The sequence below is a fragment of the Treponema rectale genome (assembly GCF_014202035.1).
Taxonomy (GTDB): Bacteria; Spirochaetota; Spirochaetia; order Treponematales; family Treponemataceae; genus Treponema_D; species Treponema_D rectale.
Genome location: NZ_JACHFR010000001.1, coordinates 930,403 through 955,920 on the forward strand (window position 1 = coordinate 930,403; position 25,518 = coordinate 955,920).

General features: G+C 41.5%; 23 protein-coding genes and 1 pseudogene. 1 reads left to right on the forward strand and 23 read right to left on the reverse strand.

What is annotated here, in order from left to right; all coding sequences use genetic code 11:
• Complete coding sequence (locus HNP77_RS03990) at nt 1-1,638, forward strand: BamA/TamA family outer membrane protein (protein WP_184651858.1); 1,638 nt, start codon at nt 1-3, stop codon at nt 1,636-1,638.
• Here HNP77_RS03990 and HNP77_RS03995 read toward each other — a convergent pair.
• The 23 genes and pseudogenes from HNP77_RS03995 to HNP77_RS04105 all read right to left on the reverse strand — a co-directional run bounded on the left by HNP77_RS03995 (nt 1,600) and on the right by HNP77_RS04105 (nt 25,405).
• Complete coding sequence (locus tag HNP77_RS03995; protein ID WP_184651859.1) at nt 1,600-2,733, reverse strand: tetratricopeptide repeat protein; 1,134 nt, start codon at nt 2,731-2,733, stop codon at nt 1,600-1,602. The two genes, HNP77_RS03990 and HNP77_RS03995, sit on opposite strands and share 39 nt — an antisense overlap.
• Before the next feature lies 1 nt (nt 2,734).
• A complete protein-coding gene (gene ispG / locus HNP77_RS04000; RefSeq protein WP_184651860.1) occupies nt 2,735-3,835 on the reverse strand; it encodes a flavodoxin-dependent (E)-4-hydroxy-3-methylbut-2-enyl-diphosphate synthase in 1,101 nt (366 codons plus the stop codon).
• Nucleotides 3,836-4,007: 172 nt separating this feature from the next.
• On the reverse strand, nt 4,008-4,448 hold the full coding sequence (locus tag HNP77_RS04005) for a V-type ATP synthase subunit K (protein ID WP_184651861.1): 441 nt from the start codon (nt 4,446-4,448) through the stop codon (nt 4,008-4,010).
• A 72-nt stretch (nt 4,449-4,520) separates the two neighbouring features.
• On the reverse strand, nt 4,521-6,464 hold the full coding sequence (locus tag HNP77_RS04010) for a V-type ATP synthase subunit I (protein ID WP_184651862.1): 1,944 nt from the start codon (nt 6,462-6,464) through the stop codon (nt 4,521-4,523).
• Nucleotides 6,461-7,141, reverse strand: a complete 681-nt coding sequence (locus HNP77_RS04015) for a V-type ATP synthase subunit D (RefSeq protein ID WP_184651863.1) — start codon at nt 7,139-7,141, stop codon at nt 6,461-6,463. The genes HNP77_RS04010 and HNP77_RS04015 overlap by 4 nt, the downstream gene beginning before the upstream one ends.
• A gap of 19 nt (nt 7,142-7,160) precedes the next feature.
• A complete protein-coding gene (locus HNP77_RS04020) occupies nt 7,161-8,456 on the reverse strand; it encodes a V-type ATP synthase subunit B (protein WP_184651864.1) in 1,296 nt (431 codons plus the stop codon).
• Entirely contained in the window at nt 8,456-10,225 is a 1,770-nt protein-coding gene (locus HNP77_RS04025; RefSeq protein WP_184651865.1) for a V-type ATP synthase subunit A, read from the reverse strand. The genes HNP77_RS04020 and HNP77_RS04025 overlap by 1 nt, the downstream gene beginning before the upstream one ends.
• Nucleotides 10,222-10,770 (reverse strand): DUF2764 family protein, encoded by a 549-nt coding sequence (locus HNP77_RS04030; protein ID WP_184651866.1) that lies wholly within the window; start codon nt 10,768-10,770, stop codon nt 10,222-10,224. Before HNP77_RS04030 ends, HNP77_RS04025 begins: the two co-directional genes overlap by 4 nt.
• A 158-nt stretch (nt 10,771-10,928) precedes the next feature.
• Nucleotides 10,929-11,543 (reverse strand): annotated as a pseudogene (locus HNP77_RS04035) (V-type ATP synthase subunit E); the annotation flags it as partial.
• Nucleotides 11,544-11,614: 71 nt separating this feature from the next.
• Nucleotides 11,615-12,661 carry an aldose epimerase family protein gene (locus tag HNP77_RS04040; RefSeq protein ID WP_184651868.1) on the reverse strand — a complete coding sequence of 349 codons (1,047 nt, stop codon included), beginning with the start codon at nt 12,659-12,661 and terminating at the stop codon, nt 11,615-11,617.
• A gap of 78 nt (nt 12,662-12,739) precedes the next feature.
• Nucleotides 12,740-13,339 carry a hypothetical protein gene (locus tag HNP77_RS04045; protein ID WP_184651869.1) on the reverse strand — a complete coding sequence of 200 codons (600 nt, stop codon included), beginning with the start codon at nt 13,337-13,339 and terminating at the stop codon, nt 12,740-12,742.
• Between the two features lie 5 nt (nt 13,340-13,344).
• Nucleotides 13,345-13,677, reverse strand: coding sequence for a hypothetical protein (locus HNP77_RS04050; RefSeq protein ID WP_184651870.1), 333 nt, complete (start codon nt 13,675-13,677; stop codon nt 13,345-13,347).
• Entirely contained in the window at nt 13,658-15,631 is a 1,974-nt protein-coding gene (locus tag HNP77_RS04055; RefSeq protein WP_184651871.1) for a FapA family protein, read from the reverse strand. The genes HNP77_RS04050 and HNP77_RS04055 overlap by 20 nt, the downstream gene beginning before the upstream one ends.
• Nucleotides 15,632-15,640: 9 nt before the next feature.
• Nucleotides 15,641-16,429 (reverse strand): RNA polymerase sigma factor WhiG, encoded by a 789-nt coding sequence (gene whiG, locus HNP77_RS04060; protein WP_184651872.1) that lies wholly within the window; start codon nt 16,427-16,429, stop codon nt 15,641-15,643.
• A 25-nt stretch (nt 16,430-16,454) separates the two neighbouring features.
• Nucleotides 16,455-17,282, reverse strand: a complete 828-nt coding sequence (locus HNP77_RS04065) for a hypothetical protein (RefSeq protein WP_184651873.1) — start codon at nt 17,280-17,282, stop codon at nt 16,455-16,457.
• 72 nt (nt 17,283-17,354) lie between these two features.
• Nucleotides 17,355-18,227: a MinD/ParA family protein gene (locus HNP77_RS04070; RefSeq protein WP_184651874.1), complete on the reverse strand. Its 873-nt coding sequence runs from the start codon at nt 18,225-18,227 to the stop codon at nt 17,355-17,357.
• Between the two features lie 26 nt (nt 18,228-18,253).
• Nucleotides 18,254-19,576, reverse strand: a complete 1,323-nt coding sequence (locus tag HNP77_RS04075) for a flagellar biosynthesis protein FlhF (protein WP_184651875.1) — start codon at nt 19,574-19,576, stop codon at nt 18,254-18,256.
• Nucleotides 19,573-21,714 (reverse strand): flagellar biosynthesis protein FlhA, encoded by a 2,142-nt coding sequence (locus HNP77_RS04080; RefSeq protein WP_184651876.1) that lies wholly within the window; start codon nt 21,712-21,714, stop codon nt 19,573-19,575. Before HNP77_RS04080 ends, HNP77_RS04075 begins: the two co-directional genes overlap by 4 nt.
• Before the next feature lie 123 nt (nt 21,715-21,837).
• Entirely contained in the window at nt 21,838-22,929 is a 1,092-nt protein-coding gene (locus HNP77_RS04085; protein ID WP_184651877.1) for an EscU/YscU/HrcU family type III secretion system export apparatus switch protein, read from the reverse strand.
• A complete protein-coding gene (gene fliR / locus HNP77_RS04090) occupies nt 22,926-23,747 on the reverse strand; it encodes a flagellar biosynthetic protein FliR (protein WP_184651878.1) in 822 nt (273 codons plus the stop codon). Before fliR ends, HNP77_RS04085 begins: the two co-directional genes overlap by 4 nt.
• Before the next feature lie 13 nt (nt 23,748-23,760).
• Entirely contained in the window at nt 23,761-24,030 is a 270-nt protein-coding gene (gene fliQ / locus HNP77_RS04095) for a flagellar biosynthesis protein FliQ (protein ID WP_184651879.1), read from the reverse strand.
• A 10-nt stretch (nt 24,031-24,040) separates the two neighbouring features.
• A complete protein-coding gene (gene fliP / locus HNP77_RS04100) occupies nt 24,041-24,859 on the reverse strand; it encodes a flagellar type III secretion system pore protein FliP (protein ID WP_184651880.1) in 819 nt (272 codons plus the stop codon).
• Nucleotides 24,860-25,405 (reverse strand): flagellar biosynthetic protein FliO, encoded by a 546-nt coding sequence (locus HNP77_RS04105; protein ID WP_184651881.1) that lies wholly within the window; start codon nt 25,403-25,405, stop codon nt 24,860-24,862.
• Nucleotides 25,406-25,518: the final 113 nt, after the last annotated feature.

A 25,518-nucleotide genomic window follows, 5' to 3' on the forward strand; every position in this document is an offset into this window, starting at 1 on the left:
ATGTATTTAATTAAAAAAGTTTTGTTTATGGCAGCTGTTATGTTTTCTTCACTGTCAGCTCTTCCTGTCACTGCACAGGAAACTTCCGAAAATACCGGTTACAGAATCGGAACGGTAAACTTTAACGTCAGGGGAAGAACCCGCCCGGAAGCCATCGAAAGAAACATTACGGAAATCAACCATTCAAAAATATTCAAGACCCAGGAAGAAGCAGAAAACTATCTTAAAGAAATTCTTCAGGAGCTGCAGAACACAAGACAGTTCGACTCTGTATCATACACGTATACAACAGATGAAAACAACGTAATTTCAGCTGAATACAAATTAAAGGACAGTATTTCCCTCCTTGTATTTCCAAAACCAAGCCTTGACTCTAACTCAGGCTTTGAAGCCAAGCTTAAACTGAAGGATAATAACTTTCTGGGACTCATGGAAGACTTAAACGTTGACATTAATTTTCAGCTGGGAGACGAAGATCATCCGGAAGACTATTCTAAAGTTTACGGCGGATTTAATTTTGATTACGACTACCCTTTCAGCATAGGAAAAACAGAAGAAACCTGGAGCAACGATTTCAGCTTTTCATGGCAGATAGGAGAAGATAAGCCGGAATTTTCTTATGAAACGGGAATAACAGTTGCAGTTCCTTTCGGCAACTATCACAATAAGCTGGAATTTAATTTTACCCAGTCAGTCAACAGAGATGCTTCTTACCTTGATTTTGGAGATGAATTCTATTTTGTAGAATCAGCATCTGTTTCTACCCCTATGGTTCTTGGATATATCGGAAATACAACACAGGTAATGTATACACCAAAACTTAGCTTTACCTACAACTGGGATGCTGATGGAATCTCAAAAGATAATACCGACCTTTCCAAAACACCTGTCCTTGCACTTTCACAGACTTTTTCCCTTTCACGCATAAACTGGACAGGTCCTTACAACTTCAGGAACGGATACTCCATCAGTACAACCCAGACTATAGGATGGGATTACAGCCAGGACATAATAAGCAAATGCGTAATGCCAAAAGTTGAAGGCGAAATTGAACTTTTCAAAAGCTTAAAATATGCAGCAATTGCCATAGACATTAATTTCATTGCAGGACTTAACTGTACGGCAAAAATCGGGTCATACGTACGCGGTGCGGCTGACAACCAGACCTTCAGCAAAAAAATTGCACCTGTAGACGCAAACAACTATGCTCTGGAAACACCGGCAGCCCTTGTATTTAATTTTGACCTTCCAGTTCACATAATTACTACACACTGGCTTGACTGGAGCTATGCAATATTCGGTTCCTACGAAACAAAACCGGCTCCTGTACGTGCACTTGCTGCAGTTCCAAGATTCCTTATGAGATATCTTGATTTTGAAATGCAGTGGTCACCATTCTTTGACGTTGCACTTATAAAAAACAGGGGTACAAAGACAACCTTCTCTCTTGACGAAGGAATCTATACCGGTGGTCTTGAAGTTCTTGTATATCCTGCAAGATGGAAGAGTTTTGTAATCAGGGCAAGCGTTGGAATTGACCTTTCAAAGAAAATCCTCAACGGAAAGAAAGACTTTGACAGTTCATGGAGGAACGGCGGCTCACTGGAATACTTTATCGGTCTCGGAAGGCACTTCTAAATAAACACGGCCGGCTGCCATTTTACGCCAGTAATTATCTCCAAGGCATCCGGCAAGTACTTTGAACAGTCTTGAAGAAAAATTAATCTTACCACAGGAAGCTGTAACATCTGCAAAGTTGTAAAGTGTTTCCCAGATGCAGTTTTCACTTCCCCAGCCTACGATATCCTCAAATCTGGCACTTTTTATAAGCAGATCTTCCAGTGTCGTATAGCTGTAACCGATTATACGTTCCTTCAGCGTTTCTTCTATTTTCGTAATGATTGAAATACTGCCTAAAGCTGAACACTGCAATGCCTTTTCCTGCTGTCCCTTCCGCAAATAAAACTGTGAAAGTTTTGAAAGCGCCTTAATTGATTCATACCCGTTGTTTCTGTAAAGAAGAAAGAACTTTTCTACACCGTCTTCACTGTCATTTCCGGTAAAAGAGGTAAATGCTTCCATAAAATTCTTATCAGTATAATACGGATTATCCTTCAGTACAGAAAGCAGGTATTTTTCGTAAGAATCTTCATCTCCAAGATCAAAGGCGATGTCTGCAAGTGAATATAAAATTTCATATTTCTGAGCAGGTATTATAAGATTGTCTGCATATTCATAGGCAAGATTCATATACCTTAAGGCAAGGTCATACTCCCCCTCCAGCCTGTATACCATTGCAATTATGCAGTCTGCTTCCGGACAGTGGGAAAAATATTCCTCGCTATCCATCATTTTTGAAAATTTACCGTCAAAATAATCGATTCCCCGTTCTTCAATATTACGTTCAACGACAGAAACCGCATCATTAAGTTCAAGTTCTTTTAAAACCTCAAGAACATCAAGAATGTTATCTCCGGCTCTTCTTACCCGGGTTCTTTTCTGAGTATTCTGAAGCACATAAAGTTCCCAATCCGCATTCTGTTTTGCAGACGCCTTTGCAAATTCAGCATTTTCTATGGCAGAAGCATACTCTGCATTTTCCATGTTCTTCCGGGCCTTTATGAGATAGCGCCAGGCCTCTTCACCCCGTTCTACCTTGCGGATTATAGTCTGAGAAAACAATGGTAATACATTCAATAAAACAAATAAGACTGCAAAAACAAATTTTTTCATTCTATAAAGACTCCAGTTCCTGCCTGAATACATTATCGGCATCTTTTGAGTCAATCGTTCGTACTATTTTTCCTTTCTTAAAAATAATGCATTTATCTCCGCCGCCAGCTATACCCAGGTCTGCGTGCTTTCCTTCACCAGGACCGTTTACCACACATCCCATGACAGCAATGGTAACGTTCTTTTTCATGGAAAGCAGTTCAGCCTGCCATCGCTCTACAAAGGAATGAACGTCAAATCCAATCCGGCCGCATCTCGGACAGCTCACCAGAGTAACACCGCCTTTTCTGAAACCGCATTCATGAAGAATCTCCCGGCCTGTAATTACTTCATTTTCAGGAGAAGAAGAAAGGCTTACCCGTATTGTAGAACCTATTCCATCCTTCAAAAGCGTAGAAAAAGCAAGAGTTGACTTTACGATACCTGTAATAAGGGGACCGGCTTCCGTAACTCCTACATGAAGGGGAGTATCGCTTAAAGCAGCAAAAGCCCTGTTTGCGTCTACAGTTTCCTCAACAGAAGAGGCTTTCATACTTACAACATAATTATCAAATTTAAGTTTTTCAAAAGCCTCACATTCCCTTAAAGCTGTCCGGGCAAGAGCTTCACTTCTGGACAGAGTTCCTGCTTCAACCTGAACTTCAAGATCTTTTGGAAGACTTCCTGAGTTTACACCTATTCTTATGGCAACACTTTTATCCCTGCAGCCGTCAACAACCACCTTTACCCTGTCAAAACTTCCGATATTACCCGGATTAATGCGGATTGCAGCAACAGGTCCTTCAAGACATGCCAGGGCAAGCTTATAGTCAAAATGAATGTCCGCAACAAGAGGTACATCTGTCTTTGACTGAATAAGGCACAAAGAACGGGCGCTTTCCATATCTGGAACTGCAAAACGAATGATATCGCAGCCTAAGGATTTCAACGTATTAATCTGTTTTAAAATCGAATCAAGCTTTTCAGGTCTGTCACAGACATCTGTAATTCCATCTTTCCACATTGTCTGGATTGTAACAGGATTATTTCCTCCCACAAGGATTTCTCTTATTCCGTTAAAACCGCCGATTTTTACTGTACGGGGAATCTTATACATGCTCATTTATATGCCGCCTGAAAATTTATTACTTCTACAGGATGTGTTTTGTGCATCCTTCATAACAGAATACATCTTTTAACTGATAAAGTCACCTCACCTTCATCAGCCATAACAAAAAAGGCGTGTACTGAAAAAATCAATACACGCCTTCATCTTAATTAAGCAGATTTTCTGCTTATGCAATCATACCGAATACCATTGCAAACAAAGCAACAGTTTCACAAAGACCTACAACCATGATGTAGTTAGTAAAGCCTTTTCCGGTTTCACCAAGAGCATCAGAACCTGCAGCACCTGCTTTTCCCTGAGCAATTGCAGACATACACATTGCAAGACCTGCTGCAAAACCAAGACCAAGAAGGAAGAACTGTGTTGCCTTATCAGCTACAGCTTCAAGTGCCTTTGCCTTCATTGAATTCATAAGAAGGAATCCGTAAATAGTCTGTGTAAGAGGAGCACCTGCAAATACAACCAGAAGGAACGGTGCCTGCTTGTTGTTAAGATAACAGCGTTTCCATGCCCCGATTGCACCCTGACCAGCAATACCAATACCAATTGCGCTACCCATAGCAGCAATACCCATAACTACACCGGCTCCAATCATTCCCCAGTTCATACATTTCTCCTTTATACGCTTCAGCGTCTTTTTATTATTTTTTATATCAGCAGCGACCGACGGTCACCGTAACTACTGTTTTTCACTGAACGGACTGTATTTTGTACCGCTCCATGCCATTCCAAGGTGCTGAGAGAACTCAAGAGTGTTCAGACGTACACCGTGAACAATTACTGAAAGAAGATTCAGTATAAGATTAAGTCCATGACCGAATACAAGAAGTATCGCTCCGAAGAGAATCATAGTAAACTTACCCAGCATAGGGCCGGCCATTGTATTGATGGTTCCGCTTATTGCAGCACCTGCAAGAGCAACAGCCCAAAGACGGATGTAAGATACCGTATCACTGAATACGTTTACAACTCCAAGAACGACACTGATTATATTCTTGCAGCTTTCAAGCACGGACGCCTTAACACTTCCCTCATAATTTGAGAATACAAAGCTCAGTGCAAATCCTGCAAGCAGAACACCGATTGCAAGATATGGCAGTGGTATTCCGGCAACGTAAATGGTACTTTCATTTACACCAAGAGAGAACCTGTCCGGATCTCCAACCATGGCCATTACTACATAGAACATACCCCAAAGTTCAATCAGGGAACCGAAATCACCTATTGCCTTAAGTGATTTTCTGTTGCGGAGCGTACACATAATGTGAGCTACGCTGAGCTGAACAACCGCAAGGACAAAACAGAAAATTTTCTGATTAAGATTTGCATAGTCTTCAGCTGCAGAAGAATCAAATGGCAAGCCGTTTACAAGAGCATATTTTGCCTTCGAGAACGGCATGAACGACATTTCTACAAGTTCCTTTGGAAGCTTTGAGGCATCAATTCCGAACCATGAACATGTCATAACTCCCCAAACCATGGTACACAGACCAAGGAGAATTACAAACATATTAATCGGAGCAAAGAATTTGCCCTTACCAAGCCCCTTAAATGCAAGACCGATTCCCAGCAGTGCAATGAGGGCACCGTAAGCCGCGTCACCAAAAATCATTGCAAAGAAAATGCAGAAGAACATAAGGAACCATCCGGAAATATCAAATTCATGATATCCTGGAGTTACATCAAGGAAGTCCGTCAGAGGATAAATAAGACTTACAACCCTGTTGTTCTTAAGCTTTGTAGGAACCAGATCTTCATCAGAAGGATCATCACTGGCATAAGCCCAGCCGTTTTCGGCACAGACCTTTCTGAATTTTTCCATTGAATCAACCGGAACAAATCCAGTAAGCCAGGCAAGCCTTATGCTTTCAGACTCAGATTCTTCTTCATGAGCCATACCGCTTCTGACATTTTCAAATTCAATATCAGAGACAAGAGCCTTTCTGTACGAAACGAGAGCAGCCGCATATTTTTTTGCGATAAAAAGCTCCCTGTTAATACGGTCAATTTCCTGCTGTGCCTTACGGATATCATCTGCGATGATTTCAGTAGAAGCCCTTGGTAGCGGAACTGCATATGCCTCAGGAGAAAGTCCTGCCGGACGGTCAAGAATCTCTGTGTCAGAAACGACAAGGAATCTTGCAATTTTTCCGGTTGTATTAACAAGTACAGTCTTCACTTCATCGCCGATATCAGCATACTTTTCTGCAGGAACTTCATACATATAGGCAAAGACAGCCTTCTCTGCAAGAAGCTTCAACTCCTCAGGATCAACGACACCCCAGCTCTCAAGTCTGGAAATCTCCTGTGAATCCTGATTTATCGAATCAAACAGAGACTTCTTTCTGTCATTAAGTGACAGTATTTCCTTTGCCTTGGCACATGCTTCCTCTTTTGAAAGCGGTTCCTGAACAATCTTCTGCTTTTTATCAGCTTTAATCTCATCAAGAATGCCCAGAGCCTTATCAGTTTCCTGAGATGATTCTCTGAAAGCCTGAAGGGCTGCCCCTTCACCTTCAATATGCTCAAGATGAACAACTCCGGCCTTTCTTAATGCCTTAAGAGATTCTTTTCTTGTTGAATCCAGAACCACAAGGGAAACTTTTTTCATTTTAACGATCATTTTTTAGCCCCCTTTTTTGCGCTGGATTTTTTTACCCCTGCAGATTTTTTCTCAGGAACATTCTCCTCAGAAGAATCTGCTACAGCACCCTGCAGCTTTTTCTTAGAAATCTTCGAGCGTACAACAGCAGCAACCTGTTCATCACCAAGGAAAATACCGATTTTCTTGATATTAGCCTTAGTTTCAGGAATCTTAACTTTTTCAAAAAGATTTACACGCTGTGTCGTAGTGCGAAGTTCCTGAGAAAGCAGACGGACCTGCTCATCAAGCACTTCTGCCTGCAAGTCAAGCTCCAGAGCCTTTTCCATGCGGTCTGCAGCCATATCAATCCATAAAGGAGTTGAATAGAGGTCATAATCACCCCTGCCAAAATCTGCTCCCTCATAGACCGGAATCTTTACGCCGGCAATATTACCGAAACCTTTCCTGATATTCTTTACAGTTACCATGTCAGGTTTAAATGCGTCTTTTTCACCGAAAACTGAAATCCACTTTTCAAAATCTTCTTCCAAAGCTTTTTTCTGACTTCGGACAGACTTTGCCTTTTCTTCAATGGTGCGGATTTCTGACTGCAGCTGCTGTTTTTTAAGCGTAAGGGTCGGAAGATAGCGCTGATACATTTTCAGTGCATCTTTCTGTGCCTTCTGCTCATTTTTAGTCAGCTTTAATTTTGCCATTCAGTTTCCTCATCTACAGTTAGTTCTTAGGCCAGAACGTATCAATAAGTTCAGTCTTCAAACCTGTTTCCTGCTTATCAAAGCAGTTTGCAAGGATTTTCCATCCGTTATCCAAAGCTTCTTCAAGAGGAACATTTACGGAAAGATCCATCATCTGAGCTTCAAACATTTCACCATATTTAAGAAGCTTTTCATCCCATGCAGACATATTGAAACCCATTGATTTCTTTTCAAGAGTATCCTTGTACTGTGCATAAAGACGAATCATAGCATCCATAAGGGCACGGTGGTCTTTACGGGTCTTAGAGTTAACCTGCTGCTTAAGACGGGACAGAGAACCGAACGGTTCAATACGTCCACCCTTAAGGTAATACTGACCTTCCGTAATATATCCGGTGTTATCAGGTACCGGGTGAGTAACATCATCACCAGGCATTGTGGTAACGGCAAGTACAGTAATTGATCCCTGATCCGCAAAGTCAACAGCCTTTTCATAACGTGATGCAAGCTGTGAATACAAGTCTCCAGGATAACCGCGGTTAGACGGAACCTGTTCCTGCGTGATGGCAATTTCCTTCATCGAGTCTGCAAAGTTCGTCATGTCAGTAAGAAGAACAAGTACGTCTTTTCCCTGAAGGGCAAACTGTTCTGCAACTGCAAGTGAAAGATCAGGAATCTTAATACATTCTACAGTCGGGTCAGCGGAAGTATGAACGAACATAACGGTCTTAGAAAGAGCACCGCCCTCTTCAAGAGTGTTCTTGAAATAAAGGTAATCGTCATATTTAAGACCCATTCCTCCGAGAACGATTACATCAGCCTGAGCCTGCATGGCAATACGTGCAAGAAGCTGGTTGTAAGGTTCTCCTGAAATAGAGAAAATAGGAATCTTCTGCGAAACAACCAGTGTATTGAATACATCAATCATCGGAATGTTTGTACGCATCATGCGGTTAGGATTGATACGTTTTGCAGGGTTTACAGAAGGACCTCCGATAGGTACAAGATTTTCTGCAAGTGAAGGACCGTGATCACGCGGCTCTGCCGAACCGTTAAAGATACGGCCGAGAAGATTATCACTGAATGAAACCCTCATATCATGACCGAGGAAGCGGATCTGGTCATTTGTTGCGACACCGCGTCCTCCCGCAAATACCTGAAGTGAAACCAGGTCACCGTCGATTTTATTTACTTCGGCAAGTGATTTTCCGAAACGGGTAGTGATTTCTGCCAGTTCATTAAGCTTTACGCCCTTTGCACGAACAGTGATAACGCTACCGTTAATGCTTTCTATTTTGCTGTATACTTTATTCATTACTCACCGTCCTTGAGAAGAGCCTTTACTTCTTCTCCCAATTCAGTGCCATGATCCTTAAGCGTTTTATCGAGGTTCTTTTCTGCTGCCTTAAACTCTGCGCTCTGGAAAACCTTATAGTTCATATCAATAAAGTTCTGACGGAGCTGGTTAAAGAACGTACGTGCCTCATCTTTTTCTTTTACAGAGAAAGATGAACCAAGAATCTCAATAACTTTTCCAAATACATATTTCTGACGCTCAATTGAAGTTGCACCTTCAGTTTCATCAAAAGAATCCTGCTGCATGTAAACAGCATCAAGGAATTCACTCTTAAGGTATGTAATGAAGTCTTCAAGACTTGTTCCTTCTTCACCGACAACTTTCATCATGCTGTTTACCTCAGCACCGCGGCGATATACGGAACGGGCATATTCAACGAGTTCAGCCTTAATTACAGAATGATACTTTGACCATGAATCCAGAGGATCAATTGAAGGATAACGGCGGGCATCAGAACGTTCGCGGGAAAGTCCATGGAATGCACCGACAACCTTCAAAGTTGCCTGAGTTACAGGTTCTTCAAAGTTACCGCCTGCAGGAGAAACTGTACCGCCGATTGTTACGGAACCGGTCTCACCATCGCGGAGTTTTACGATACCTGCGCGTTCATAGAATGAAGCGATTGTAGATTCAAGGTATGCAGGGAATGCTTCTTCTCCAGGAATCTCTTCAAGACGTCCCGACATTTCACGCATGGCCTGAGCCCAGCGGGAAGTTGAGTCAGCAAGAAGAAGAACATGAAGACCCATCTGACGGTAATACTCAGCAAGGGTAACGCCCGTATAACATGAAGCTTCACGGGAAGCAACCGGCATTGAAGAAGTATTACAGATGATAATCGTACGCTCCATAAGTGAACGACCGGTACGAGGGTCCTTAAGTTCAGGGAATTCTGTAAGAGTTTCTACTACTTCACCTGCACGCTCACCACAGGCTGCAATAATTACGATATCAACGTCCGCATTTCGTGATGTTGTATGCTGAAGAACAGTTTTTCCGGCACCGAAAGGTCCTGGAATACAATATGTACCGCCTTTTGCAACCGGGAAGAAAGTATCGATAAGACGAACTTTTGTTACCATCGGTTCTTTAGGCATGAGACGTTCTGCATAGCAGTTTACGGCACGCTTTACAGGCCATTTGAAAGACATGCAGATATCATGGCTCTTGCCCTTTTCGTCAACAAGAGTTGCAATAGTATCATGAATCTTATAGCTTCCGGCCTTTACAATCTTTTTTATAGTGTATGTACCGAGGAATCCGTATGGAACCTGAATCTTATGAGTAAAAGGTCCTTCCGGAACAGTTCCAACGGCATCACCAGCCATAACTTTTGCACCTTCTTTTGCAGTCGGAGTGAATTCCCATTTTTTGTTTTCATCAAGGGCAGGAAGATAAACACCGCGCTCAAGGAAGTAACCTGAATGTTCTGCAAGGAGAGGAAGAGGATTCTGAAGTCCGTCATATACCTGTCCAAGAAGACCAGGACCAACTTCTACGCTGAGAAGGTCACCGGTAAATTCAACCGTACAGTCAGTTGAAATACCGTTTGTCATTTCATAAATCTGCATCTGTGCTGTATTTCCACGGATACGGATAACCTCTCCCTTCAGGCTTTTACCGTCAACTTTTACGTAGCCTACTTCATTGAGAGATACCTTACCGTCGAATTCAACAGAAACCATGTTTCCGTTTACAGCAACTACTTTGCCTTTTGTATCTGTCATTTCTTTTCTCCAAGAATCTCATCATAGATTTTATGGTAAGAAGCCAAACCTTCATCCCGATTAAACTTCTTCATCCGTTCTGCAAGCATAAGCTTAAGTCCGTAACAATAAACTGCATCAGCTGAAAAAATATCAAGAGGTGCAATTTTATCAAGGAGAGCCATTCTGTACTGATTCAAAAACTGTTCAGCACTTAAAGGGCTGTCCATTCCTGTTGCGGTACGTGCTGCCTGAATAACTTCTCCGTCGCTGGTAAGCGGCAGATTTTTGGCTTCTTTTTTCATTTTCAGGGCACGAAGCTGAGCAAGAGCAAGACGAAGGTTTCTTTCCCTGGTGTACCATGCATCAAGAAAAGCCGAGCCTGTAGTTTCCTGTTCCAGAGGAGGTTCAAGGGTAAGGCCTGCTGCAATACGGCTGCTTTCCGCAGACATAAAGCGGCTGCACAGATCCTTGTAATACTCCGTAGTAATAGGCAGTTTTGCAGAACTGTCGTCTGTTACAGAGAACGATGGAAGCTGGGCTACAAGGTAATAGAGATGTTCCACTATTTCTTTTCCTTTGCCGATGCTTTCTTAGCGGCACCAGTTTTCTTAGAGGCAGCCTTAGCAGGTGCCTTTGCCGGAGCCTTTTTTGCAGCAGGTTTCTTTTCTGCGGCAGCCTTAACAGAATCTTCTTTTTCTTCTGCAGGAACAGAAGTTCCGCTTATTGAAGAAGCTGCATTTTTCATAAGTTCTGTAGTTTTTGGATTAAGATAAGCACTGAAAAGTCCGGCAACTTCATCTGCGCTGAAATCATAGAATGCACTGCCGTTTTTTGTACCGATTCTGAATCCTGATGAAAGACTTGAATCGCCTTTTATTTCAAGCCCTTTTGAAATCTGAGATTTAAGAGCCGTGCGTAATCCTGTCTCAAGAGCCTTAAGTTCTTTTGAAGGAAGAAGCACTGAAAGTTCATTTGTATCAGGATTGGCAGCCCACGCCTTTACTGTCTCAGGAATAAGTTTCTTGAGAAGATCCTTGTCATAAACTTTTGCCGTTTCTGCACTGACCAAAGCAGAAAGTTCTCTGTTGATGCCATCCCTGAAAGAGATAATCAGATTACGGCCTGCCTGAGTAATTGCATCCTCACTGGCCTTTTCCATCCGCTCTGTTTCAGATTTAGCTGCTTTAATAATGCCGTCAGCTTTTGCTTCCGCTTCTTTTACAATGGAAGCAGCTTTTTTTTCTGCTTCTTCAATAATTTTCTGAGCAGAAGATTCAGCACTGGCAACACCGTCTTTTTTGATCTTGTCGATCAATTCTTGTAACTGGACGTCCATCTTAACCTCTTTTGTAGTGATTTTATAATGAATTATTACAGAAAAACCTTCCGTATTAATAATTATACAACTTAACTGAAATCAAACCTGTAAACCGAAACTTCATGATACGGTTTCTCAGGTGTAACTATACAATCCGGAAAATCAGCGTGATTAGGTGCATCCGGATATCCTTCCGTTTCTATGCAAAGTGCATCATGATTATGATACACGCGTCCAAACTTACCTACAGTTCCTTCAAGGAAGTTTGCAGTATATACCTGGGCAGCAGGCTGTGTAGTAGAAACAGTCATTGAAATACCCGTTTCTTCACTTTTCATCACTGCAATTTTATGAAGTTTTCCATCACCCCAGCCGTCAACCATAAAAGCATGATCATATCCGCGGCCTACATTCTTTATGTCCTGACCGATACGCTTGAATTCCCTGAAATCAAAATCACTGTCTTCATCAACACTGATTTTCTTACCGGTAGGAACAAGAGTGTCATTAACTTCAAGATATGCAGAAGAATTCAATTTAAGGAAATGATTTTCGACGGTACCCCTGCCGTCAAGATTAAAATATGAATGATTAGTCAGATTTACAGGCGTCGGACTGTCAGTTTTTACAAAATATTCAAATGTCAGTTCATTTTCGTCATTCAAAGTATAAATGACACGAAGCTGGGCATTACCCGGGAAGCCCTGTTCCCCATCAGGAGAAAACCGGCTGAATTCAATACCGATTCCATGTTCAGTCTTAATTTTAGAAGCCTTCCAGACTTTCTTTTCATAACGGTCAAATCCGCCGTGAAGACAGTTTACACCGCTGTCATTTTTATCAAGCTCGTAGAGTCTTCCGCCAATAGAAAAAGAACCGCCTCCGATTCTGTTGGCAAAACGTCCGACTGCAGTTCCAAAACATGAATTATCGTTTACATATCCTGCGAGAGTTGAATGCCCGAGTACGACATCTTTCTTAAAACCATCTTTTCCAGGAATAAGAATGCTTGTAACGGTGCATCCGAAATCCGTAGCAGAAAAACTCATTTTACCGTTTGAGACCGTATAAATGTGAACTTTTTTTCCATCGGAAAGAGTTCCAAACCGTGATTTTTTGAACTTACTATTTACCATAGTACAAATTATAAGTCCGCTTTTTTCAAATTTCAAGTGGAAAGGAAAAAAGTATCAATACGGAAGTTAAAGAAATTTTTAAATACCGAATTCCAGAACGAGGCGGACTTCCTGAACGCTGCACTCCAGTTCCCTGGCAATGGCATCAGGCTGATAGCCCTTTTCGTTATATTCCCTGACCCTGTCTGCAAAATCTTTTTTCGGTACGATCAGGTTTTCTGCATAGCTTATTCTGACCGGGGAAGCATCCTGCCCGTCAGTTTTTTCAGAAAACAATTCCTTCTGCTGAAAATTCTTCTCATATCGGGAAGTAAGGGTCGCATTATTTTCAGAATGCCCTTCACCACGGTGTTCAGAGCGGGTCTTTTTTAATCCTTCAGAAAGTTTTTTTTCTACCGCCCTGACCTCCGAAGCATTTTTTAACCCGACTTTCAGTTCCTCAATCTTACGCTCCGTCTCTGCGGCAACAGACTTTACCTGACGGATTTTATCTTCGAGAAGTTCAAGATTTCTGCTTGCATTAACATTTATATCCTTAAGCATTGCATTAAGATGATTCTGTGTACGGGCAATTATTTCATCAGTGGAAAAAATTTTCCTGAACCTGGCCAGAAACACAAACCAGAGAATCACATTTATACATATGAGGATAAACAGCAAAGTAGCCGCAACAGACATTATTTTTACCCCGTTATATCAATAAGCCGGCCCCTTCTGGGATCCTTCAGCTGAAAAGTTGTTTTTGAAGTTTCTTCCTGCTTCTCATCATCTTTTTTCTTGTCAGATTCTTCCTTATCTTCAGAAGAATTCCTTCCGTCACTCTTTACCCTTGCCCCTTCGCCTTCGTTTTTATTAACTTCATTTACATTTTCAGACTTCTGCATTTCCAGCTGCTGAGAACGTTCAAGACTCGCATAAGTAGACGCAGCCTCTGCATGAGTCTGTCCGGAAGAAATACGGGCAACATTATCCATTTGAGAATACATTGTCGAAAGATCAATCGGTTGTATAGCCACTAGGACCCTCCACTTCCTGAGTTACCTGGGTTGCATCAAATTTACCGCGACGAACAAATCCATCTTCAAAATAGAAAGAACAGGCTTTTACATCTGTCTTAACTTCATCTTTTTCATCCCGGACAAAAATCTTTGTTCCGGCATATACAGTACCGCTGGCATTAACCTTTCCGACGACACGAAGCTCACGGAGACGTTCCTGAATCTCAGTAATTTCCTTCGTCATGTCATTGCTCTGTTCCGTAATTTCTTCTTTCTGTTTACGGAGATTAACAAGGCTTTCTTCCTTTTCTCTCGGAAGGGAACGGCGTATCTCTTTCTGATTTTCAAGAGTAGCAATATTAAGATCAACGTCTTCAAGTTGTTTCATAAGGTTTGACTGCATTTCCGTCAATTCCATAAGACGCTGCTTTTTCTCAGGATCAAATCCGACTTCAAGGACAGTTTCAGTTCCACCACCCGGAGAGCCGATATTTTTTGCAGAAATTTCTTCCGTCGCAAAAAGATGACCGCCTATAATCTGAGCACGCTTTCCGCGAACAAGGATTTTTTTCATTGCAGAAACTTCACTGTTCATGATGTTGTCATTTACAACAATATAATCACCAGCCTTTACCTTTGCATTCTGAATGAATCTTGCCCATACAGACTTAGGTGTAGTAACGGTTCCCTCGTCACGTCCCATGATTCCCTGAGAAATGACGATATCTCCCTCAGCTTCAAGATGACAGTTTCCGACAGAACCGTAAACTTCAATATTTCCGTCAGCCTTAATGTCAAAACCGTCCTCAACATTTCCGCGGCATATAACGGTTCCCATAAAGGTAATGTTTCCAGTCTTAAGGTTTACACCCTGAACCTCATATACTTCCTCAACAGTAATCTTGCCGTTAACAAGCATTACCTGTCCGTTCTTTTCTGCAATTACAGTTCTTCCGTCCGAGTCAAGCTTAACATTCTGGCCAAGAGGAATTGCCATATCCTTACCGTTCTTAGCCTCAAGATAGCGTCCGAATACAGTCTTTCCACCCTTTCCGCGCTGAGGAAGCATTTTCTGTGCAAGAGGCTGTCCCGCAACAACATTCTGGATAAGATTAAGTTCCTTAAAGTTAACCTGTCCTGTCTCAGATTCCTTAAGTTTAAGATTGGAGCGGTCAGTTTCAAAATTATATGCAATATAGGCATCCCGTCCGTCCACAGGCTGCACGGCAGCTGCAACTTCATAAGGCATGTTGTAAACAGGATTATCTATAAAGGCTTTTATTTTATCATCTTCTACACCGGCAACTACTCCCTGAGTAGTAATAGACCGCCTGATCTGTTCCTCTGAAATTTCAGAACCGCCTGCTGCAGGAGGAGAAACCGTAATGGTTACAAGCATCTCATCCTTACTGATATCAACAGACATAATGGCGTCACCTGCAGCAACATGCTCATAAACGCCGACTTCTTTATATTCACCGTCAGTTCCCGTATCACAAAGCTTTTTAACTGTATCTTCCTCAACAGAAATAGTATCAGCACGCTTAAGGGAGGAAATTACTTCTTTTGCAGAAACTTTTTTTCCGCTTCCGACTGGATTTACAACTTTAAGGAACAGTCCTGAAGCAAAACGGTGTACGTAATAATAACCGTCTTTATCAACGATTTTTTCTTCCTGAGCAAATTCATCCGCAGCAAACATCTGTTCTTCCGTCTGCTTTTTCTTAAGCTCAGCAACATCTGGATTTTCATATACACTGACTTTCCAGGGCTTTTTTGCAAGGCCCATTATTCCGGAAAAGCCTTTTTCTATAACTTCATATTCAAGATTTGAAACCTTTGTTTCAAGCTGAACGGCGGCATCCGCAAGACATTCATCCAGCGTATCTGCCATAACCTCAACTGTATGAATCTCACGGTCCTTTGCGAGACGTTTTTCCATGTCAAGACGAAGCCGGTCCAGATTAACCATAGGTTTTCCTTAGAAAATTCCTTTTCTCATGCTTGTAAGTTTTGCCCTCAGGCGAAGATTTGCCTTAGTATGAAGCTGACTTATGCGGCTTTCACTTACGTCAAGAACCTGACCTATTTCTTTAAATGTAAGGTCTTCATGATAGTAAAGGACAATAACCATTTTTTCATTTTCAGGAAGCTCATTAATTGCCTGAATTATTATCTTGCGAACTTCTTCACGTTCTACAATTACATCAGGATTAAGACTTGAAGGTGATTCAATACTGTCCGCAAGGGACATATGCTCACTGTCATCACCGGAATACCATACATCGTTTAATGAAAGTACACTTGTACCGCTTACCTTCATAACGGCATCCTGGTATTCTTTCTCTGTCATTCCCATTGCCTGTGCAATTTCAGAATCAGATGCAGTCCGTCCAAGACGTGCTTCAAGTTCTACAATCGTATCTTCAATTTCTCTTGATTTCTGCCTTACTGAACGCGGCACCCAGTCCAATTCCCTAAGTTCGTCAAATATGGCACCCCTTATACGGGTAACGGCATAAGTCTTAAATTTTACGTTTTTATCAGGATCAAACTTATTTATAGCATCAAGAAGCCCGAACTGACCGAATCCTACAAGATCATCAAACTCAACACTGTCAGGCATACCGGTGGACACCTTGCCGGCAACATATTTTACCAGCGGCATATACTGCCTGATGATTTTATCACGGATAGCCGGAGCTTTTGTCTTTTTATACTCTTTCCAAAGTTCGTCTTCTGTCTGTTCTTCAAATAATGAAGTTTCCATTCTCCACACCCTTTAAGTACAAGTTTTATTCCCGCTTCAACAGAGTTCTGATTGCTTTTGCCATCGTTTCTGTATCATGATCCTTTGCTTTTTCTCCATCCACAACTGAAACTTTTTCTTCTTCAGTGCTTTCACCGAGAGAAGCAAAATCACTGCTTTCTATTAAACCTTCTTCACCGTCAGAACCATCTTCCGAAGAACCAAGGTCAGGCAGATCATCAATTTCTTTCATCTGTGCAGCCCGCTCAGAATTTACTTTTCCCGATGAAGACTGAGCCGGTTGTGAAGAAACAGGAGCAGCATCAGGAACACCAGCTGCTGAAGTTCCGGATACATTCTGTGATGAACCCGAACCTGCCGGTTCCGCCAGATTAACAGGAACAAAGCCTGCTGCTGCAGCACCACCGGAATTTTCCTGCTGAGGAACATCAGAGTTTTCCGGAGCACGAGACATTTCTGCAGAAGATTCAGAAACCTGCTGAGAAACGGAAGAAGCCTTTGAAGGAGCCTCCGTATCCCGTTCTCCTAAAGTCCGGGTATTATGCTCCACGTTAAAACGAGGGCTGTCACCATCATCAGTCAGATTTTCATCATCAATAACAATGTCTACTGCATTGCCGGAAGATCTGCGCGGCACACTTTCTTCTCCACCTCCTGCCGTAAAGTCATCACCGACACTTAAAAAACGGTCGTTCAAAAAAGAAATACCGAATCCTAAGACAGCAAAAAGGAGAAAAAAAAGAAAAGCTCTAAAAAGGGAAGAACCGAAATTACCTGTAGAAATGATACTTACCAGAAAAGAAAGCACAAGGGCACCTGTCGCCGGGACAAGTACATTTTTAGGCTTAAACATTCAATAAATCCCCTTCCCTTTAAGATTAAGACAAAAAACCGAGACCGTCAAGTTAAAATGGAAAACTGTCAGTTATTTATTCTTTTTTCCGCCGAGAAATTTTTTGAGGAAATTTGAAACTCCTGCATCAGAAGCAACTTCTGTCTTTTCAATCCTGCCGACAATATGCTTAAGGCACACAGCCGGTTTTGAAGTAGGATTAACGATCATGAAGGGTTTCTGACGGATTACAGAAGCCTGAACCACAGAATCTTCATATACAAAGCCGATGTATTCAACTTTATAATTAAGGAACTGTCCTACAATATTGATAATTCTGTCAGATATGCGCTTTCCTTCCTCTGCGGAATGAACACGATTAACAAGAAGCTTAAGGTTTATATCCCTGTCAGCAAGTTCAGTAGTAATGATTTTTATAATACCGTATGCATCCGTAATAGCCGTAGGCTCAGGAGTAGTAACAACGTAAACCTCATCAGCAGCAGCAACAAACTGGAGAACATTATTGGCTATACCTGCACCAGTATCAATTATAATTATGTCAGCATTTGAAAGAGAAGCAAATTCCGAGGCAAAATTATCAAGTTCATCCTTACTGAGGTTTGCGATTTTTGAAAAGCCGTTTGCACCTGCAATGAATTTAATTCCAAACTCAGTATCAAGAATGATTTCACTCATCTTTTTCTGACCGTTAAGAACCTGCATCAAATTATACTGAGGTACTATACTGAGAAGTACGTTAACGTTGGCCATACCAAGGTCACCGTCTATAAGGATAACTTTCTTACCAAGCTGGGCATAGGCAATTGCCATATTTACAGAAAGATTAGTCTTTCCTACACCACCCTTACCGCTTGTAATAGCAATGATTCTTGTTTTATGTTCCTTATCAGATTCACCGTCAGTACCGAAAAGGGCACGAAGTTCTTTTGCCTGTTCTTCCATTTATTTACTCCTGAAAAATTTACGGTCTATATTAATATATCGGTATTTTCTTTTCCAAACTTTGCATCAATCTTTGAAATATATTCATCATCCATTGAAAATCCGGAAAGACTCTTCAAAAATCTGGCAGGTACCGTACGCTCTATCGTACCGAAAACATCCTGACCATAAGTCACATAAGAAATAGATTTATGTTTATCCGCAAGAACGCTTATTATACCTCCAACGGAAGAGGTCTCGTCAAATTTCGTTATAATGACGCTTTTATAATTCAAAACTTCATAATTTCGCAGAATTTCTTCAAGATCCCGGGGTTTTGTGCCTGCCGAAAATGTAAGGAAAACCTGCTTGTTCATTCCGGAACCATTAAGAATATCTGCCATGTTTGCAATGCTCTTGATGTCTTTCGGACTGTAGCCTGCCGTATCAACAAAAATATAATCCGCAGAATCTTTATTCACCCTGAGAAAATTTCCGAGAGTTTCAGGATCTTCCGCCGTCTCTACAGTAAGTTTCATGCTGGCAGCCCAATGCTCAATCTGTTCCTTTGCACCGACACGGGTAATATCTGTAGTAACAATTCTTATTTCCGGAACAGGATGCTGTCTTGCTTCTTCTTTCTTTGCATGAAGTTTAATTGCAGCCGCAAGTTTTGCAATGGTAGTAGTTTTTCCAACACCTGTCGGACCGCACAAAACAATAATTTTCGGAGGCTTAACATAAGAATCAGACTCTACGCTTATATCCTGACCAATCCAGTTGACAACCTGCTGCCTGACAGTCTGCTCGTCAGAGAGTTCTTCCACCGTAAAAGTTTTCTTTATCCGTTCAATAATGCTGTCGATGTACTTAAGGGTAAATTCATTTTCTGCAAGAGTTTCCTTAATTGAAATAATAGTTGAATGTTCGGAAACTGCCTCAGGACGTCTGGCATAATTTCCAAAACCTTCATTTACCGCTTTTGTAAGCTGCTCTATTTTCTGAGTAAGATTTGCAGTCTGGGCAATAGAAGTAAGGGTTCCGTCAGGAATACCGGAAAATCCGGGTGCCTTTAAGGCAGACTGAGAATCTCTGTTGTTATGATAATCAATCAATGCCTTTGCCTGAGAAATTCTTGAACTATATACAGAAGGTTCCTTTCCTGCTTTAGAAAAATCCTGATACTCAGAATTAAGCATGTAAGACATCATTACGCCTTCTTTCTGTCCGAATCCAAGAAAACCTCCGATAAGAGTTTTCTTCCATCCGCACTGAACCCAGTTTGAACCATATTTCGCATTCAGAGTGTTCTTACATTCTTCAATATTTTTTCCGGTTATTTCATAAACTCTGGCGAATTTTTCACTCATACAATTTCTCCAAGAACTTCAACTTTTACATTAGGACCTGCTGCAACAACTTCATCGATTGAAAGAACAACAAGTCCCGGCATTTCCCGTGATGTAGCAGACTTTACCAAAGCCCGTACCTGGGAAGGACAGATTATAATCGGCTGATAATTCCGTTCCCTGACCTGTGCAACCTGAGAGCTTACAGCACTGATAAACTGCCGTCCTTCATTAGGATCAAAAGCTACCATCGGTTCCCGGCCTTCACTCTGTCCCCTGTGTTCATATATTCTCTCTGCAAGTTCAGACGAAAGCTGAAGAACATGCAATGTAGAATTTTCATCAACATACTGCATACAAATTTGAGATCCCAAAGCTTCCCTAACTTTTTCTGTAAGAACCCAGGGATCCTTTGTATACTTTCCGAAATCCGAAAGTGTTTCAAGAATCTTAACCATGTTACGTATACTGACAAGTTCTTTAAGAAGGTTTTTAAGTACGGCTTCAATTTCTCCGTATGTAAACGGATTATTTCCGCCCATTACTTCCTCTACTACAGCAGGAGAAGTTTTCTTAACCTCCTCAATTATATTCTTTACTCCCTGACGGGAAAGAATGTCTTTTGCATTACGCCTGATAATTTCTGTAAGATGAGTTGCAATGATAGTAGGAGGATCAATCACTGCATAGCCTGCCTTTTCTGCTTCAAGCCTCTTGCTTTCAGGAATCCATATTGCCTTCATGCCGAATGCCGGATCAACCGTTGCTTCACCTTTAAGTTCATTACCAGGCATGACAGAACCGGAATTAAGGCACATGTAATAACCAAGCTTAAGCTTGCTTCCGCCAACCGGAACATCTTCTATTTTAAAACAGTATTCTTCCGGCGCAAGAGCCATCTGATCCACAATATGAATCGGAGGAACTACAAGGCCGAGATCAACAGCCTGTTCCCGACGGATTTTCGTTACACGCTCAAGAAGTTCCGCACCCTTATCCTTATCAACAAGAGGAATCAGGGCATAGCCCAGTTCAAGAGAAAGAGGATCCGGAAGCACCGCAGGAGAAATATCCGCAGGAGCTGAAGATTTCTGTGCAGAAGTTTTTGATTCTGCTGCAGCAGCTGCTTCTTTTATTTTTGTTTCCCTGACACTCTGATTGATTCTGTATCCCACATATATGAGCAGAAGACCAATCGGAACAAGATATACAGATGAGCCGTTATGAAAGAAGATTCCCATGATTACAAGAACAGTACCGGTAATCATGTAAATATTACCGTCAGAGGCAAACTGCTTTTTAAGCTGAGTATCAATGAAATCCTCAGAAGTACTTTTCGTTATAAGAAGACCGGTTGCATAAGAAACCATAAGGGCCGGAAACTGAGACATAAGTCCGTCACCTATCGTAAGCTTTGCATAACTGTTAAGGGCATCCATAAAATTCAGACTTCCCATAATCATTCCTGTCACCATTCCGCCAATAAGATTGACTACCGTAACAAAGATACCGAATTTAACGTTACCGCTTACAAATTTGGAAGAACCGTCCATTGCAGAATAAAAATCAATTTCCTGCTGAAGGCCTGCAACCTTTGCCTGTGCTTCTTCTTCCGTAATCGCACCGCTGTTCTGCTGCTGCTGGATGGCAAACATCTTGGTATTCATGGAATCAAGAGTAAACCTTGCCGTTACCTCAGAAACGCGGTCAGCACCTTTTGTAATTACAAGCATCTGAACAAGTATAAGAATTATAAAAACTATAAAACCGATTATTACACTGTCGCCTGCAACTATATTTGCAAAAGTCTGAACCATCTCACTCTGACCAGGAAACTGAAGGCTCGTTCCGCTCCCGGTTACAGGATTCCTGAGAATATTTACCGTAGAAGAAATATTTATTGAAAGACCGAAAAGAGTAAAAAAAAGTACGACCTGAGGAAATGTTGAAAAATCCGCAGCCCTTTTTGTATTAACAACCTTTAAGAGAATAAGGACAGCAGCAGAAATATTAAGAACCATTGCAACATCAATTACTGCCTTGCCCAATGGAATGAACATGATCATCATGAATACGACAATCAGTATTGCAACCATATTTCCGCCGATAAAAGAGAATGCACTGCGCCTGTTTGTATTTAAGCCCTGAAGTTCCGGCATTATTTCCACCCGAAAAGATATGTAAAAAGGCTCCCCCTGCCTTTGATTTTACTATAATAACTTGTTTTTTTTATTTTGTGAACTGAAAAACAAGCTTCAGACACAAATTAATTAAGCAAAAAATCATTTGTTTCTGGACATATAACCTATCTGTGCATAAACCGTAGCAATGGCTTTAAGATAATCCACCGGAATAATATCCCCTACAGCCGTATCATTATAAAGACCTCGGGCAAGAGGCCTGTTTTCTACCGTAGGAATATCATTCTCCCTTGCAATCCTTTTTATAGTCTGTGCAGTCATATCCTCACCTTTTGCCATTACCTGAGGAGCATCTGCAACATCTTTCTTCCATCCGAGGGCAACTGCATAGTGTTCAGGGTTTGTAATTACAACATCTGATTCCCGTACAGCCTGCCTCAAATTCTGCGTAAGCATTTCCCTCTGGCTTCGCTCAAGTCGGGCTTTCGTTTCAGGATCTCCTTCCAGGGATTTAAATTCTTCCTTAACATCCTGCTTTGACATTTTATGCTTTTCAATGAATTCCCTGCGCTGAACAACATAATCAATAACACCGATGACAACCATAAGTACGGCAGAAACAACCAGCAGTTTGGCCGTCATGTTGCCTACCTGTTTCTGTGCAAGAGCAGGACCTCCCGTATGAAGAAAATTAAGGGTCTCCTCCATATCTGAGCGTATGAACATAAAGGCAATGATACTTATTATTACAACCTTAAATATTGATTTAAAAATATTAAAAACTCCCTGAAGGGAAAAGAGAGTCTTTTTTAAATACTGTCCCACGTGAGGAACTATGTTTGAAAACTTAGGCTGAATTTTTGAAGGAGTAAACATCCAGCCCTTATTCTGAACTACATTCGCTACAACTCCGGCAACAATACCGATTCCACAGAACGGAAGAACCATTTTAAGAAACGTCACGAGAAAAATATAATAAAATCTCGGATCATCTATTTTTGCAGAATTTATATTGTTAAAAAAATAAATCAGAATCTGTTCAAACTGTGTTTCCATCCAGGGAGCAAGAATAATAAGCATAAGAACGGCAAAAAGCCATACTACGGCAGCATTCAGTTCCGTACTTTTTGCAATCTCGCCTTTTTTTCTGGCTTCACGAAGTCTGTGTTCCGAAGGAAGCTCAGTACGGCCTTCATCTTCCGCAGCAAACCACTGAAGATCTATCTGACTCATGAAGAACCTCCGGAGAGAATGCCGATCATACGGATTATTTCCCTGAATCCGCGGTAAAAAGCTTCAGAAAAAAACTGTACGAGATACGGCAGGAGAACCGCAATAATGAAAAAAGATGTAAGCATCATTATCGGGAAGCCTTCAGAAAGAAGGTTCATCTGAGGAGCAGCCTTAGACAGAATGCCCATCGTAACATTAATCAAAAAAAGAGTTCCCATTACAGGAAGTGCTATTACAAGTGAATTCCTGAACAGTACAGTAAGGGAGCCGGCCATAAACTTTGCAAGATTATTCGTATGCGCTGCTACATCAACTGCATTCAGCGTAGAAAAGCTGGAAAGAAGTCCCCCTGTAACAAGCCTCATGAACCATCTGTTCTGAAGGAACACCAGCATTGCAACCATATTAAGGAACTGTCCCATGAGAGGATTTTCTACCTGACTGAGAGAATCAAAAACTTCACTGGCAGAAAATCCCATCTGAAAAGCAAAAAACTGACCCGCAGTACTGAAAGCACCAAAAATAATCTGAACGTAAAATCCCATGATTATTCCAATAAGGGCCTCTCCTGCAACCAGCATTACGTAAATAAGATTAAAGGAACCGTCCGGCTTGATAAAAGACGCATAGGCAGAAAAATTTCCCTCCGCAAGAGACAATGAGGGCGTGATGAATGCAGCCATAAAAAGAATAAGGGTTGCTTTTGCTACTCCGGGAATTGATCTGGAAGAAAAAAGTGGCAGCGTTACAAGCAGTGCAAAACACCTTGCAAAAACGAGAAAATAAACGGGAGCAGAATTAAGAATTCCGTAAGGCATGAAGAATCATTTCCTATCTGGCAAGATCCGGAATCATCCTGAATATATTTATCGTGTACGTCCTGAGGGAAGAAAACATCCAGCCCCCCAGAAGAGAAAGAACCAAAAGTATAACCAGCAGTTTCGGAAGGAACGTAAGAGTCTGTTCCTGAATTGATGTAGTTGCCTGAAAAATTGCAACAATAAGTCCTATTATCAGGGCGGCACCAAGAACTGGAGCACACATCATAAAAACCTGCCATATTCCGCGCTGAAGAAGACCGACTAAAGTGTTAAGGCTCACTGTTCACCTCCTATCTGACGACGCTTACAAAAAGCTGGTTTGTCAGCAATCCCCATCCGTCAACCAGTACAAAAAGCATGAGTTTAAACGGCATGGAAATCTGAACCGGCGGAAGCATCATCATACCCATACTCATAAGAATACTTGCAACAACCATATCAATTACGATAAACGGTATGTACAGAAGCACGCCTATCTTAAAAGCAACAGTAAGCTCATGAAGAATATAAGCCGGTATGAGGACATGTGTGGGAACATCAGAAAGATTTCTGGCCCTTGGATACCGTGCCATATTCATAAAGGTATGAATATAAGAATCATCCCCGGCCATCTGACGGTACATAAAAAGACGAACAGGCTTCTGGGCAATGTCAATACTTTCCTTTAATGTAATCTCATTATTCGAAAGCGGCTTATATGCATCATCATAGACATTCTTAAAAGTTGGCCACATACAGAAAAGGGTCATAAAAAGTGCGATTCCGTTAAGAACTGCAGTAGGAGGAACCTGCTGAAGGGATAGGGCCCTCTTTATAAAATCAAGAACGATACTGAACCTTAAAAAACAGGTTGTAAGTATGAGAATACTCGGTGCAAGAGTCAGAAGAGTAAGAATAAGAAGCAGCTGCACGCTGAAGGCAACCTGCTTTCCGCTCTGAGGTGCAGTAGCAGAAAACGTAATGTTTGGAACCTCCACAGGTGAAGGATTACCTGACATCTGAGTCGTTCCGGAAGTAGAACCTGAAGGAAAATCAGAACGGACTGTCTGGGCCCAGACTGAAAAAACAGGCACAAAACACAGAAGAAAAACAATCAGAAACTTCCTCAATTATTTATCCTCCGTATTAAGCCGTTTATTTTTCAACTGTTCCAGAATCTCTTCCGTAGAACTGCTGAATACCGATTCATCTGAAGAAGTATCTTTCTTTTTGGGAGGAAGAAAAATATCAAGTATTTCTGCAAAGGAACGTGGCTTTTTTACATCTGCATGCTTGTCATTATAAAGATTCATTGCATTGATAAGTTCCCTGTCATCTATTTTATCGATAAGTGAAACTCCGGATTCAGACACGCCTACAATGTAAGCCTTATCTATAAGTGTAATAATCTGAACGGATTTTCCAAGACCGAGAGAAATTGAAGACACATTCCGTAAAAAAGGATCATCTGAAGAAGCAGAAGGCATCGTTCTTTTTTTTACAAACCTGAAGAGAATATAAATGGCGGCAACAACAATAGCAAGAACAAATATCATGCGGATAAAATCCCAGACCCCTGCAGTTCCGCTTCCTTCTGACTGATTAAGCTGAATCTGTGCTTCAGAAGAATCCAAAACCGGATCCTCAGCAGCTGAACCTTCAGCCTGTAAAGCCACTTCAGTCTCAGAAACGGATTCTGAAACATCCTGAGCCGGCAAAATCGTAAACACAGAAAATGCAAAAAACAGTAAAAGAGAAATTATTTTTTTTGAGTAAATCGTATGTTCCC